Source organism: Microbacterium ureisolvens (assembly GCF_019511645.1).
GTDB classification, from domain to species: domain Bacteria; phylum Actinomycetota; class Actinomycetes; order Actinomycetales; family Microbacteriaceae; genus Microbacterium; species Microbacterium ureisolvens_A.
In genome coordinates this window covers 301,543-314,086 of sequence record NZ_JAEUAX010000003.1, presented here as the reverse complement: position 1 = coordinate 314,086, position 12,544 = coordinate 301,543, and the positions used below count along the sequence as shown (strand labels likewise).

Annotated in this window: 15 protein-coding genes; 8 read left to right on the top strand and 7 right to left on the bottom strand. The window is 72.0% G+C overall.

Features of this window, described 5'->3' with window-relative positions; translation table 11 throughout:
• Positions 1-96 precede the first annotated feature (96 nt).
• Complete coding sequence (locus JNB61_RS08015) at positions 97-708, top strand: zinc-binding alcohol dehydrogenase (RefSeq protein WP_220289035.1); 612 nt, start codon at positions 97-99, stop codon at positions 706-708.
• 24 nt (positions 709-732) lie between these two features.
• Here the strand turns inward: JNB61_RS08015 and JNB61_RS08010 are convergent, their stop codons facing one another.
• Together JNB61_RS08010 and JNB61_RS08005 are read right to left on the bottom strand one after the other, a co-directional pair.
• Entirely contained in the window at positions 733-1,086 is a 354-nt protein-coding gene (locus JNB61_RS08010; RefSeq protein WP_159847836.1) for a potassium transporter Trk, read from the bottom strand.
• Between the two features lie 97 nt (positions 1,087-1,183).
• Complete coding sequence (locus tag JNB61_RS08005; protein ID WP_220339280.1) at positions 1,184-1,552, bottom strand: sterol carrier family protein; 369 nt, start codon at positions 1,550-1,552, stop codon at positions 1,184-1,186.
• A 158-nt stretch (positions 1,553-1,710) separates the two neighbouring features.
• Here JNB61_RS08005 and purD point away from each other — a divergent pair, with 158 nt between their 5' ends.
• From purD to JNB61_RS07980, 5 genes are all read left to right on the top strand, one after another.
• On the top strand, positions 1,711-2,985 hold the full coding sequence (gene purD / locus JNB61_RS08000) for a phosphoribosylamine--glycine ligase (RefSeq protein ID WP_220339279.1): 1,275 nt from the start codon (positions 1,711-1,713) through the stop codon (positions 2,983-2,985).
• Between the two features lie 3 nt (positions 2,986-2,988).
• On the top strand, positions 2,989-3,378 hold the full coding sequence (locus tag JNB61_RS07995) for a hypothetical protein (RefSeq protein WP_220339278.1): 390 nt from the start codon (positions 2,989-2,991) through the stop codon (positions 3,376-3,378).
• A gap of 85 nt (positions 3,379-3,463) precedes the next feature.
• On the top strand, positions 3,464-4,159 hold the full coding sequence (locus JNB61_RS07990) for a DUF2306 domain-containing protein (RefSeq protein ID WP_220339277.1): 696 nt from the start codon (positions 3,464-3,466) through the stop codon (positions 4,157-4,159).
• A 4-nt stretch (positions 4,160-4,163) separates the two neighbouring features.
• On the top strand, positions 4,164-5,291 hold the full coding sequence (locus tag JNB61_RS07985; RefSeq protein WP_220339276.1) for a sensor histidine kinase: 1,128 nt from the start codon (positions 4,164-4,166) through the stop codon (positions 5,289-5,291).
• Complete coding sequence (locus tag JNB61_RS07980; RefSeq protein WP_220339275.1) at positions 5,288-5,941, top strand: response regulator; 654 nt, start codon at positions 5,288-5,290, stop codon at positions 5,939-5,941. Before JNB61_RS07985 ends, JNB61_RS07980 begins: the two co-directional genes overlap by 4 nt.
• Before the next feature lie 120 nt (positions 5,942-6,061).
• On the opposite strand, the gene JNB61_RS07975 is transcribed toward JNB61_RS07980, so the two are convergent.
• The 3 genes from JNB61_RS07975 to JNB61_RS07965 form a co-directional block, all read right to left on the bottom strand.
• Entirely contained in the window at positions 6,062-6,220 is a 159-nt protein-coding gene (locus JNB61_RS07975) for a hypothetical protein (protein WP_169583593.1), read from the bottom strand.
• Positions 6,221-6,283: 63 nt separating this feature from the next.
• Entirely contained in the window at positions 6,284-7,786 is a 1,503-nt protein-coding gene (locus JNB61_RS07970; RefSeq protein ID WP_220339338.1) for a DHA2 family efflux MFS transporter permease subunit, read from the bottom strand.
• Positions 7,787-7,857: 71 nt separating this feature from the next.
• A complete protein-coding gene (locus tag JNB61_RS07965; RefSeq protein WP_159847858.1) occupies positions 7,858-8,478 on the bottom strand; it encodes a PadR family transcriptional regulator in 621 nt (206 codons plus the stop codon).
• A gap of 101 nt (positions 8,479-8,579) precedes the next feature.
• Here JNB61_RS07965 and JNB61_RS07960 point away from each other — a divergent pair, with 101 nt between their 5' ends.
• Together JNB61_RS07960 and JNB61_RS07955 are read left to right on the top strand one after the other, a co-directional pair.
• Entirely contained in the window at positions 8,580-8,933 is a 354-nt protein-coding gene (locus JNB61_RS07960) for a hypothetical protein (RefSeq protein ID WP_159847860.1), read from the top strand.
• A 62-nt stretch (positions 8,934-8,995) separates the two neighbouring features.
• A complete protein-coding gene (locus tag JNB61_RS07955) occupies positions 8,996-9,967 on the top strand; it encodes a phosphoribosylaminoimidazolesuccinocarboxamide synthase (protein WP_308291225.1) in 972 nt (323 codons plus the stop codon).
• Positions 9,968-9,991: 24 nt separating this feature from the next.
• Here the strand turns inward: JNB61_RS07955 and JNB61_RS07950 are convergent, their stop codons facing one another.
• Both JNB61_RS07950 and JNB61_RS07945 read right to left on the bottom strand, forming a co-directional pair.
• Entirely contained in the window at positions 9,992-11,569 is a 1,578-nt protein-coding gene (locus JNB61_RS07950; protein ID WP_220339273.1) for a hypothetical protein, read from the bottom strand.
• Entirely contained in the window at positions 11,551-12,351 is an 801-nt protein-coding gene (locus JNB61_RS07945; RefSeq protein WP_308291224.1) for an ABC transporter ATP-binding protein, read from the bottom strand. The genes JNB61_RS07950 and JNB61_RS07945 overlap by 19 nt, the downstream gene beginning before the upstream one ends.
• Positions 12,352-12,544: the final 193 nt, after the last annotated feature.

Here is a 12,544-nt window from a genome sequence, read left to right as displayed (position 1 = left end):
CGCCCCACCTGGACGGATGCCGGGCGCCGACCCTGTTACGCCTCCCCCCGCTCCCAGCCGAGGACCACTTCTGCCCCGCGGATCTACAATGGCGGCATGGGCGGCGCCGGTGCTCCGGAGTGGCTGATCCGCGAAGACGCCGGTCAGCCGGTTCTTCTCGCCCTGTACCTGCGGCAGGTGCTCGGCATCCGCTCTCCGGAGGAGCTGCCGCACCTGCGCGGCATCCCTCCCCGCGCGAACGATCGGTCCGAAGAGGCGCAGGCGCTGCTCGAACGCCAGTGGCGCGAGTTCTGGGCGATGACCGTCGAACCGCAGGCGCATCCGTCGCCGGTCCCCCTCGATCTCGTCGACGGGTTCGACACCGCGCTGGCCCTGCCCGTCGAGGGCTGCGACCAGCTGCGCGCGGCCTTCGAGCCGCACGCGGCCGAGGCGCTGGCCTTCGCGCAGTCCGCCAACGCGCGGTATCGCAAGGAGGCGTCGCACAGCACCGGCACGGCGTACCGCGCCTACGCCGGGGCGATCGCCGAGCACGAGCGACAGGTGGGCCGGCGCGCGCACTCGTTCGAGCTCAACGTGCAGGTGCTGCCGCTGAATCAGCGCGGCGTGTGGTGGATCGGCTCGCTCACGATCGCCGTCACGGACGGGCTGCGGGGAGATGTCGCGGCCTTCGACGCCGCGATCCACCCGATCATCGCCGAGCTGGCGTAACGGCCCGGGTTCAGTGGCCCGGGGTCAGTGGGCCGGGCCGTGGCCGTTGGTGCCGGGCTCGGGGTCGACGTGCACCTGCTCGTGGTCGACGGCGACCTGGTGCGAACGGCGCCGTGACCGGCGGTCGAGGATCAGCGCGAGGATGCCGCCGAGGGCGAGGCCGATGGGCGCACAGATGAGCGCGAGGAATCCGAACACCTGACCCTGCGAGTACATGACGCCCGTGTTGGGACTCACCTCGGCCGTGCCGTTGAACGCGAACGTGAGGATCATCGCCACGAAGACGCCGACCAGTGCGCCGAGGATGAGGAACACCGAGATCTTCGGTGCCCGTCGCACGCGCACGGTCTCGATACGGTCCTGGCTGTGCTCGGGCATGCACCCATTGTCCCACCCGGTGGGCGGGATCGCGCCATGAGAAAGGCGGCCCGCCCACAAGCCGAGGGCGGGACGGCCCCGGGGGGTTCCGCGGGTGTCAGGGGCGCAGCGGCAGGAGGTCCGAGATGTCGGCACGCGTGCCCGAGGCGCTGATGCGACCCGCGGCGGCAGCATCCGCCCACCGCTCTGCGCCGGTGGCGAGGGCGATCCAGGTCGCAGGGTCGGTCTCGACGACGTTCGGCGGCGTGCCGCGGGTGTGGCGCGGGCCCTCGACCACCTGCACCGCTCCGAACGGCGGCACCCGCACCTCGACCGAGTTGCCCGGCGCCTTCTCGGCCAGCAGCTGCAGCAGGTAGCGCACGGCCGTCGCGTTGTCGGTGCGGGCAGGCGGAGCGGATGCTGCCACCGCCGCCGCGACCGCGCTCAGCGCTGTGCGGCCGTCGTCGGTCGAGATCTTGCGGGCCACCGTGCCAGGTTACGCCGCCGCCCGGTTCGCAACTCAGGATGGATGCGGCGCGAACCCCCTCCTGCGCACGTCAGGCCGCAACGATCCTGAATTGCGAACGCAGGAACGACGCTGGCCACCCCGAAACGCAGAGAAGGGCCGCCGGTAGGCTGGACGCCGTGAAGATCCTGGTTCTCGGCTCGGGCGCGCGGGAGCACGCCATCATCCTGGCGCTGCGGTCGGAGGAGGCCGAGCACGAGATCTTCGCGGCCCCCGGCAACGCGGGCATCGGGCAGGACGCGCAGCTCGTCGCCCTCGACCAGAACGATCCCGTGGCGGTCAGCCAGTTCGCGATCGACCACGACATCGCCCTCGTGGTGATCGGCCCGGAAGCCCCGCTGGTCGCGGGAGTCGCCGATGCGGTGCGCCAGCGCGGCATCCCGGCGTTCGGGCCCAGCAAAGACGCGGCGCAGCTCGAGGGCTCGAAGACGTTCGCCAAGCGGATCATGGAGGCCGCCGGCGTGCCGACCGGCCGTGCGGTGCGTGCGCACTCGCGCGCCGAGGTCGAGGCCGCGCTCGACGAGCTGGGCGCCCCGCACGTCGTCAAGGCCGACGGGCTCGCCGCCGGCAAGGGGGTCATCGTCACCCCCGACCGCGACGCCGCCCTCGCACACGCCGACGAGTACCTGCCCTCGGGCTCCGTGCTCGTCGAGGAGTTCCTCTCGGGCCCCGAGGTGTCGCTGTTCTTCCTCAGCGACGGCGACCACGTGCTGCCTCTCAGCCCCGCCCAGGACTACAAGCGCCTCCTCGACGGCGACGAGGGCCCCAATACCGGAGGCATGGGCGCGTACTCCCCGCTCCCCTGGCTCGACGGCAGGTTCGGCAGCGAGCGCGAGTTCGTGGAGCTCGTCACGCGCGACATCGCCGAGCCCGTCATCCGTCAATTGGATGCTGAGGGCACGCCGTTCATCGGACTCCTCTACGCCGGCCTCATCCTGACCGACGACGGCGTGAAGGTCATCGAGTTCAACGCGCGATTCGGCGATCCCGAGACCCAGGTCGTGCTGCCGCGGCTCGTCGACCCGCTGTCGGAGCTGCTGCTGGCGGCGGCATCGGGTCATCTCGAGGACCTCCCCCTGCCGGCCTTCGCCAACGACGTCGCCGTGACCGTCGTGCTCGCGAGCGAGGGCTACCCGGCGTCGCCCGTGACCGGTCGCGCGCTGACCGACCTCCGCGAGGCCGAGGCCGTCGAGGGAGTCCACCTGGCCCACGCCGCCACCGCCGAGACCGACGGTGGTCTCGTCGCGACCGGCGGCCGCGTGCTCAACGTCGTCGGCGTCGGCACCACGTTCGTCGAGGCCCGCGACCGCGCCTACCGCGCGCTCGGTGCCATCGGCCTCGAGGGCGGCCAGCACCGCACCGACATCGCCGCGCGCGTCGCCGAAGGGCTCTGACGCATGCGCCGGGCGGCAGCATCCGTCCTCTCCGTCGCCCTCCTGCTCGCCGGCGGCGTGATGGCGGGATGCTCGGCGGGCGTCGACATCGACGCCCCGGGCAAGGAGCTGATGGACCAGGCGCACCAGGTCGCGAACGAAGCCCTCGTGGCCGCGGCGACGACCGGGCTGCAGGCGCTGCAGGCGGCGGGTGGCATCACCGAGGACGCGGTGCGCGACGCCCTCGAGAAGGCCGGTGCGGCAGAGGTCGAGACGCGCGTCGTCGGCGACAGTCTGCTCTTCGGCGCTGAGGTCCCGGGCGGGTGCGTGTACGGATCGGTCGGCGCCTCGGGCACCGTGTCGATCGACCTCGGCGGCGTGAACGCCGACGGCGGGTGCCTCCGCGAGGGGTGAACCGCACGGCCTCGGCCGATCGGACGAGGCGTTTCGGGCCGGGCGGCCGAAGCGGCGCGGCATGCGCGCCCGCGAACATGGCGGCATGACAACCCTCGCCACTCGTCCCCGAGCCGGCCGCCCCGAGTGGCTCGTGCCGGCCGGCCTCATCGCGCTGAGTCTCGTGCCGATCGTCGCCGGCTCCGCCCGGCTCACGCAACTGACCACGGGCGCCGCGGTGACCGCCGAGAACGCGCGCTTCTTCGACTCGCCGGTCCCGGTCGTCGCGCACATCGTCGGCTCCAGCGTCTTCCTGGTGCTCGGCGCGCTGCAGTTCGCACCGTCGCTGCGGCGTCGCCGCTGGCATCGCCTCGCAGGGCGCATCGTCGCGCCCGCGGGCCTGGTGTCGGCGCTGTCGGCGCTGTGGATGACGCTGTTCTACGCCATGCCGGCATCCGTGACCGGGCCGGGACTGTCGGCCGTGCGCATCGTGCTGGGCACGGGCATGGCCGCGGCCATCGTCGTCGCCTTCGTCGCGATCCGGCGCGGCGACGTGCGCACGCACAGCGCGTGGATGACCCGCGCGTATGCGATCGGCATGGGCGCCGGCACGCAGGTGCTCGTGTTCCTGCCCTACACGGCGCTGGCCGGCACGCCCGCGCCCCTGACGCACACGCTGCTGATGACGGCGGGCTGGGTGATCAACCTCGTCATCGCCGAGATCGTCATCCGCCGGCGTGCCCGCGCCGGACGCCGCCGCACCGGCGCCCCGCGGGCGGCGACCGGTGCCCGCCTATCATGAGGGCATGACGAGCCCGGTCCGCGCGCTCTGGGACGCGCCCGCGGCGGTTCCGGGGCCGCCGCGGCGGCTCTGGCGCGATTGGCCGCTCGTCGTCGCGGTCGCGCTGCTCGCCGTCCTCGAGGCATCCGTCCGCACCGACGTCCCGTGGCGCTGGCTCTGGGCCGTCGTGCTCATCGCGCTCGCGCCCACGCTGCTCTGGCGACGCTCCCGTCCGTTGACGATGCTCGCGATCGCGTTCGCCGTCGGCACCGCGGTGGGACTCGCCACGGCGGGCGATCCGCAGCTGTACACGACGGCGTACTTCCTGATCCTGCTGTACGCGGTGTTCCGGTGGGGCTCGGGGCGGGCGATGCTCGCCGGCGGCGCCCTCGTCGTGATCGGGATGCTGCTCACCTTCCTCGCCACGCCGCCCGAGCCGGCCGACATCATCGGCGGCGTGGCGGTGGCGGTGACGACGAGCACGCTGGGCCTTGCCGTTCGCTGGCGACGGCGCGCCCGCACCCGCGAGCTCGAGCAGGTGCGGCTCCTCGAGCGCGAGCAGCTCGCCCGCGACCTGCACGACACCGTCGCGCACCACGTGTCGGCGATCGCGATCCAGGCCCAGGCGGGCAGCGCCGTGGCGGCGACCGATCCCGGCGCGACGGTGCAGGTGCTGCACGCGATCGAGGCCGAGGCCACCCGCACGCTCCGCGAGATGCGCGCGATGGTGGGCGTGCTGCGCGCACCCGCCGACGCGCTCGCGCCCACTCCGGGACTAGCCGAGATCCGGTCCTTGGCGCAGACGGATGCTGCCGTCCCGGCGGTCGTCGTGCGGGTCGACGGCGATCTCGACACCGTGCCGCCGGCGGTCGCCGCAGCGGTGTTCCGCATCGCGCAGGAGGCCGTGACGAATGCCCGCCGTCATGCCCGCGGCGCCACGCGGGTCGAGGTGGGTGTGGACGTCGACGCCGGCGGTGTGAAGCTCGAGGTCCGCGACGACGGCGAGGGTGCAGCATCCGTCTCCCCGGGCTACGGGCTCACCGGAATGCGTGAGCGTGCGGCGCTGCTCGGCGGGGCCTGCGAGGCCGGCCCGGCACCCGGCGGCGGCTGGATCGTCGCGGCGACCCTTCCGCGAGCAGGATGGACGGCATGAGCGTGCGCGTGCTGGTCGCCGACGACCAGGACCTGGTGCGGACAGGCCTGCGCATGATCCTGGACGCGCAGCCCGGCATCGAGGTGATCGGCGAGGCGGCCGACGGCGCCGAGGCGGTCGCGCTGGCTCGGAGCCTCAAGCCCGATGTCTGCCTGCTCGACATCCGCATGCCGGCGATGGACGGGCTCGCCGCGACCCGGATCCTCGCCGGCCCGGACGTCGCCGACCCGATCCCGATCGTGGTGATCACGACGTTCGACCTGGACGAGTACGTCTACGAGGCGCTGCGCTCGGGTGCGCGCGGGTTCCTGCTCAAAGACGCCGGCGCGGTGCTGCTCGCCGAGGCCGTGCGCGCGGCGGCGCGCGGCGATGCGCTCATCGACCCGAACGTCACGGTGCGGCTCATCGAGGCGTTCGCGGGGGCGCGGCCGGAGCCGCCGGCACCGCCGTCGAGCCCGCTCACCGACCGCGAGGAGGCGGTGCTCGCGGGTGTCGCCCGCGGTCTCGGCAACAGCGAGATCGGCGACGAGCTGCACGTCTCGCTGAGCACCGTGAAGACGCACCTCGCGAGCATCATGACCAAGCTCGGCACCCGCAACCGCGTCGAGCTCGCCATCTGGGCCCACGAGCGCGGCCGCGGCCGGCGGTGAATCACTGGGAACGCAGAAGGACGCCGGCGCCGCGTGCTGGGGGACATGCGGGTGCCGGCGTCCTGTCGACGCCCGGGATCGGGAAGGACCCTGCAGGCGCCGAAGACCTGAGCTGGGGAATCAGGTCTGACGGCGGATGAAGCGCATCAGCCATGCGATCACGGCGATGACGATGATGACGAGGCCGATCCACAGCAGGAACTTGGCCGCCTCGATGAACACGCCCAGCAGCAGCAGGACGATTCCGACGATGAGCAGGATCACTGCGAGTCCGGTCATGCAGACCATGGTGGGCGGCGGGGCCGCCGCCCACCAACCTCTTGACAAGCCGGCCGAACGGGGTTAGTCCGACGCTGCAGCGGCGTTCGCGGCCTGCCATTCCTCGGTCGACGTCGTCTTCGGCCGACGCAGGAACAGCACCACGACGACGCCCACCAGCATGACCGCGGCCGGCAGCAGAATGGCTTGGGCCATCGCCTGGGAGAAGCCGTCGATGACGAACGGCGGAAGCGATCCCTCGCCGAAGCCGCCCGCGGCCTCCGACGCCCCCGGCAGGTTCGCCTCGAGGCGGGCCTGCATGAAGGCGGCGATCGATGCCGAACCGATCACCGATCCGATGGTGCGCGTGGTGTTGTAGATGCCCGCGCCCGCGCCGGCCTGCCGAGGCGGCAGGTTCCTCGTGGCGGTGGTCGCGAGCGGGCCCCACATCCCGGCGTTGCCGATGCCCATGAGCGCCGACGGAAGCAGGAACATCCAGATCGGGGTGTCGACGTTCATGAGCGACGAGTACCAGAACAGCGATCCGGCGACCATCATGAGGCCCGGCACCAGCAGGAACCGCGGGTCGGTGCGGTCGAGGAGGCGCCCGGCGAACGGCGCGCCGACGCCCGACAGCACCGCCATCGGGATGAGCAGCAGCGCCGACTCGGTGGGGGTGAGCCCGCGTGCGAGCTGGATGAAGAACATCAGCGGCAGCGACATGCTCGTGACGGTGAACCCGACGATGGCGATGCCGAGGTTCGAGACCGAGAAGTTGCGGTCGCGGAAGAGCGGCAGCGGCACGAGCGGCTCGTTCCTGGTGCGCGCCTGCGTCCAGATGAAGAGCGCCATCACCGCGACACCGCCGATGATCATCGCCCACACCCACGGTGCCCAGTCGTACTTCTCACCCTCCTGCAGGCCGAACACGATCAGGAAGAGACCGATGGCGCTCAGGACGACGCCGACGACGTCGAAGCGGTGCGGGTGCGTCTCGAGCTTGGGCACCAGGATCCACGCGAGCACGAACGCGATGACACCGACGGGGATGTTGATGAAGAAGATCCACTCCCAGCCGAGGCCGTCCACGAGCAGGCCGCCGGCCAGCGGTCCGACGAGCGTCGCGACACCGGCGGTCGCCCCCCACAGGCCCATGGCCGCGCCGCGGCGGTCCGGCGGGAAGGTGCGGGTGATCACGGCCATCGTCTGCGGCGTCATGAGCGCCGCGCCGAGGCCCTGCACCGCGCGCGCGACGATGAGCATCTCGAGGGTGCCCGAGAATCCGCACCACAGCGACGCGAGGGTGAACACCGAGAGACCGATCAGATAGATGTTCTTCGGCCCGAACCGGTCGCCGAGGCGTCCGGTGATGAGCAGCGGCACCGCGTACGCGAGAAGGTAGGCGGAGGTGACCCACACCACGTTGTCGAGGTTGTTGGTGTCGGGATCGAGCGCCGCTTTGATGGCGGGGTTCGCGACCGAGACGATCGTCGTGTCGACGAGGATCATGAAGAAGCCGATGACCAGCGCCCACAGGGCGGGCCACGGGCTGCGGGGCTTGTGCCCCGCAGCATAGGCACCGGTGATCGGGCCGGCGACCCGGTCGTTGACGGATGCTGCGCCCGCCGTATGGGCGGCGTCCGGGGTTTCGGGGGTGGTCACTGTCGTGCTGCCTTTCTCTGGGCGAGATAGGGTTCCGAGGGAGTCGCCGGGGGACCCCAGGCGAAGTCCGGGTCGGCGATTCGCGGAAGGATCGAGTCCATCCACGCGAGTTCCGCGCCGAAGAGCGCGAGCTCGCGATCGATCTCGATGAGGTACTGCTCGGGTACGCCCTTCTCCCGGGCGTGGCGCCGGCCGTCCTCCAGGGATTCGAAAGCCGCGGCGAGCGCCGCGCGACGGGTGCGCAGCAGCTCGATCGCCTCATCGCGATCGAGGCCGTGCACCTCGGCGAGAGCGACCCGGAACTCGGCCGGGCGGTCCACGCGCGGCAGCTCGCGGCGCACCCATTCGACGACCGCGGCGGCGCCGGCATCCGTCTGCGTGTAGGTGGTGCGCTCGGGGCGATTGCCCTCGCGGTCGACGCCCACCTCCGCGATCAGCCCCGCCCGCTCGAGCCGGGCGACCGTGTGGTAGACCGTGCCGTTCGTGATCGTGACGAGCCGGTCGTCGCGGCGCAGATGCATCAGCCGGATCATCTCGTACGGGTGCATGTCGCCCTCGCTCAGCAGTGCGAGCACGGCCACCCCCAGCGGGGTCAGGCGGGCGACGGCGTCGGTCACGATGGTCTACTCCAGTTCGATTAGTCCACGTGGACTATACGCCCCTTCACCGAGATATGCACCCTCGCGCCGTGTCGGTGGGCAGTCGTACGGTGAGGGTCATGGCAGACAAGGGCGCCGCACGACGGGAGAAGTTCCCCGAGGCGTACGCGATCTTCGACCCGATCGTGGCGGAGTGGACCACCCGCCCCGATGTCTCGCTCGGCGCGATGTTCGGCTCCGAGGGCCTCAACGTGCGCGGCAAGGTGTTCGCCTTCGTGACCTTCGAGGGCGCCCTCATGGTCAAGCTGCCCGAGGGCCGCGTCGGCGAGCTGGCCGAATCGGGCGAGGCCGAGCCGGCCGTCATGCGCGGAAGGCCGATGCGCGAGTGGGCGACCGCGCGGACGGATGCTGCGGAGCGCTGGCCCGCACTCGTCGCCGAGGCCTTCGCGCACGTCGACGCCATCACGCCATGAGCCCGCCTCCCCGCGCGACATCCGCCCCGAAACCCGCCCGAGCCACCCGGGATAATGGACGGGTGACGGCTATCCCCACCCCCACGACCGAGCTCGCCGGCTGGCGCCACGCCTACTCCGGCAAGGTGCGCGACCTGTACGTCCCGGCGGAGACGCCCGAGGGGGCGACGCCGGAGCGCATGCTGGTCGTCGCGAGCGACCGCGTCAGCGCGTTCGATCACGTGCTCTCGCCGGGCATCCCGGGCAAGGGCGAGCTGCTCACCACGCTCAGCGTGTGGTGGTTCGACCGGCTCGCGGGCGCGGACGGGGGGCGCAGCATCCCGAACCATCTCGCCGCCTCGCACGAGCTCACCCTCGGCGCCGACGGTCAGGCGAACACCCCCGACGACCTGAAGAGCCTGATCCCGGATGCCGTCGCCGGGCGCGCGATGGTGGTGAAGAGCCTCGACATGCTGCCGATCGAGTGCGTCGTGCGCGGGTACCTCACCGGATCGGGGTGGGCGGAGTACCGCGAGAACGGCACCGTGTGCGGCATCGCGCTGCCCGACGGCCTGTCGAACGGCGACCGGCTCCCTGAGCCGATCTATACGCCCGCGTACAAGGCCCCGCTGGGCGAGCACGACGAGAACATCTCGTACGAGCGCACCGTCGAGCTCGTGGGCGCCGAGCGTGCGGCGGAGCTCCGCGACCTCTCGCTCGAGATCTACGCGCGTGCCGCCGCGACCACCGAGGCGCACGGCGTCATCCTCGCCGACACGAAGTTCGAGTTCGGAATCGACGACAACGGCGTGCTGACCCTCGCCGACGAGGTTCTGACGAGCGACTCGTCACGATACTGGGATGCCGCGGCCTGGGCCACGGGCACGACCCCTGACGAGCGCATGGCGAGCTTCGACAAGCAGATCGTGCGCGACTGGCTCGCCGCGAACTGGCCGGCGCCGCGCGAGGGCGAGCCGCCCGCGCTTCCTGCCGACATCGTCGAGCGCACCACCGCCCGCTACCGTGAGCTGCTCGAGCGCCTCACCGCCGCCTGACCGCGCGCCGCGGCATCCGCTCGATCAGGCGTTCTTCATCGCCTTCAACCGAGCGAGAAGCACCGGACCGGTGCGGTCGAGCATGCGCCCGCCGATGAGGACGCCGGCGACGAGCACCGCGGTGCCGAACCCGATGCCGATGCCGAAGGCGACCCAGCTCAGGGCCGGGTTGCGCAGGAAGTAGCCGGCGACGCCGACGATCACCGCGGGAGCCGAGAGCACGAGTGCCACCAGCCAGATGCCGAAGAAGGCCATGCCCTGCAGGAACGTCGTGCCGGGGACGCGCTTGAACGGGTTGTCGCCGGAGGCCGGCACCGGCACCACGAGCTGGGCCGACGTGACGGCGCAGACGCCGTAGCAGGTGAAGAGGATCCCGAGGGCCATGCCGACCATGCCGGGAAGCTGCGCCCACTCGCCCGCGAACGCCAGCGGCAGGACCGCCGCCACGAGCACCAGCGGCACCGCGACAGCCGCAGCGGCGAGGGTGCGGCCGAGCCGGTCCGCGCGACCGCTCGCTCCGGTCGCGACCTCGGTGCCGAACGCGGTGCCGTCGTAGGAGATGTCGGCGTACACCACGATGCCTATGATGAACGCGATGATCGGCGCCGAGAACGCCAGCGCCCCGAGAGAGTCGCCGTCTCGGGCGTAGAACCACAGGAGCACCGGCACGAGCGGCACCGCGATGAGCTGACGGAGATACCGCGGGTCGCGCGTCCAGTAGGTCACCGCACGCGCGAACACCGCGCCGGCGGCGCCGGTCGGCACCCGGCCGAACCACCCGATCGACCCGGCACGCACCGCCGCGGCCGAGGTGAGCCGGGGGCGCACGAGCGAGCGCGCCAGCGACGCGCGCCACAGCAGCCAAAGCGCGGCAAGGGTGGCGAGCGCGATGAGCAGCTTCGCCGCCGCCGCGGGCAGGTCTCCCGCGGCGGTGTCCGCCGGCACCGCCCACGCCGCGCCGAGCGGGGTCCAGCCGACGAGCGGCAGCAGCTCGGCGACGGTGTCGGCGTTCACCCTGACCCCGCCGGCGAGGCCCGCGATGATCGGCCCCGCGAGGATGATCGGGATGAAGACGAGGATGCCCGCGACCTCTCGGAAACGTCGACCGCCGCCGAACCCGGACGCGACCGCCGCGACGGCGCGCGAGGCGACCACCGCCGTGAGGACCGCCAGGGGCGTGCTCACCAGCCACGCCGCGATCGCGGCCGGCCAGTGCGCCCATGTGGCGATCGTCGCGAGCGCGGCGAGGGACGTGATGATGCCGGGGATGCCGCAGACCGCGGCGAGCGTGAGCGCGACCATCATCCGCGAGGTGGTCATGGGGAACACGACGAGGCGGTCGGGGTCGAGCGTCGTGTCGACACCGAACGCCACGAGGGGGATGAGCGCCCACCCCAGGGTCACGACCGATCCCGCGCCGACGATGACGATTCCGGCGAGGCGGACGTCCGTGAATCCCAGCAGCACGAGACCGGCGATGATCCCCATCAGGATCACCGCGCCGTACAGCGCGCCGAGGATGAACCCGACCAGCTGCCACGGGCTGCGCGCGAGCTGATTGCCGAGGACCCGGAACCGCAGCCTCAGGAGCGTCGCAACCATTCCGGTCCCTCGGTGTGACGGCGGCCGCCGACGAGATCGACGAAGCGGTCCTGCAGGGACTCACCCGCGCGCACGTCGTCGACGGTGCCGGCCACGAGGAGGCGGCCCGCGGCGACGATCGCGACGTGGTCGCACATGCGCTGGACGAGATCCATCGAGTGACTCGAGACGATGACGGTGCCGCCGCCGGCGACGTACCCGGCGAGGATGTCCTCGATGTTCGCCGCCGACACCGGGTCGACCGACTCGAACGGCTCGTCGAGCACGAGCAGCCGGGGTGCGTGGACGAGGGCGCACGCCAGCGCGATCTTCTTGGTCATTCCGGCCGAGTAGTCGACGACCATCGTGCCCGCAGCATCCGTCATGTCCATCAGCGAGAGCAGGTCCGCCGTGCGCTGGGCGATCTCGTCGTGCGGCAGACCGAACAGCAGCCCGTTGTAGGTGACGAGCTGCTCGCCGGTGAGGCGGTCGAACAGCTTGACGCCGTCGGCGAGATTGCCGACCATCGCCTTCGCCCTCACGGGCTCGCGCCACACGTCGACCCCGTGCACGAGGGCCTGGCCGGCGTCCGGCATGAGAAGCCCCGTCGCCATCGACAGCGTGGTCGTCTTGCCGGCGCCGTTCGGGCCGACCAGCCCGTAGAACGAGCCGACGGGCACGCGGAGGGTGAGGTCGACGACCGCGAGCTTGTCGCCGAAGCGCTTGTGGAGTCCGCGCAGCTCGACCGCGGCGACGTCGCCCGCATCGGCGGACAGGATCGGCGGTGTCGCTGGGTCGGTCACGTCTCTCCACCGGTTCGGCCTCAAGGCGCCCGGTGCGCTCCGGGCCCTGTTCAGCCTTTCGGATGCTGCGTCGCCGAGGCAACCGCCACGCCCACGGCCGCGGCATCCCTCCCCCGCTCGTGACACAGGGGCTTCCGGCTGAGACCGGGGACATCGCCCTCGGTCTCGGAGAAGATCCCCCGGCTCGCCGCGC

Bases quoted from the DNA above. Each gene is read 5' to 3' on its own strand.
- JNB61_RS08015 (WP_220289035.1), top strand. From the start codon at position 97: ATGGGCGGCGCCGGTGCTCCGGAGTGGCTGATCCGCGAAGACGCCGGT.
- JNB61_RS08010 (WP_159847836.1), bottom strand. From the start codon at position 1,086: ATGCCCGAGCACAGCCAGGACCGTATCGAGACCGTGCGCGTGCGACGG.
- JNB61_RS07995 (WP_220339278.1), top strand. From the start codon at position 2,989: ATGCGCCGGGCGGCAGCATCCGTCCTCTCCGTCGCCCTCCTGCTCGCC.
- JNB61_RS07990 (WP_220339277.1), top strand. From the start codon at position 3,464: ATGACAACCCTCGCCACTCGTCCCCGAGCCGGCCGCCCCGAGTGGCTC.
- JNB61_RS07985 (WP_220339276.1), top strand. From the start codon at position 4,164: ATGACGAGCCCGGTCCGCGCGCTCTGGGACGCGCCCGCGGCGGTTCCG.
- JNB61_RS07980 (WP_220339275.1), top strand. From the start codon at position 5,288: ATGAGCGTGCGCGTGCTGGTCGCCGACGACCAGGACCTGGTGCGGACA.
- JNB61_RS07975 (WP_169583593.1), bottom strand. From the start codon at position 6,220: ATGACCGGACTCGCAGTGATCCTGCTCATCGTCGGAATCGTCCTGCTG.
- JNB61_RS07960 (WP_159847860.1), top strand. From the start codon at position 8,580: ATGGCAGACAAGGGCGCCGCACGACGGGAGAAGTTCCCCGAGGCGTAC.
- JNB61_RS07950 (WP_220339273.1), bottom strand. From the start codon at position 11,569: ATGGTTGCGACGCTCCTGAGGCTGCGGTTCCGGGTCCTCGGCAATCAG.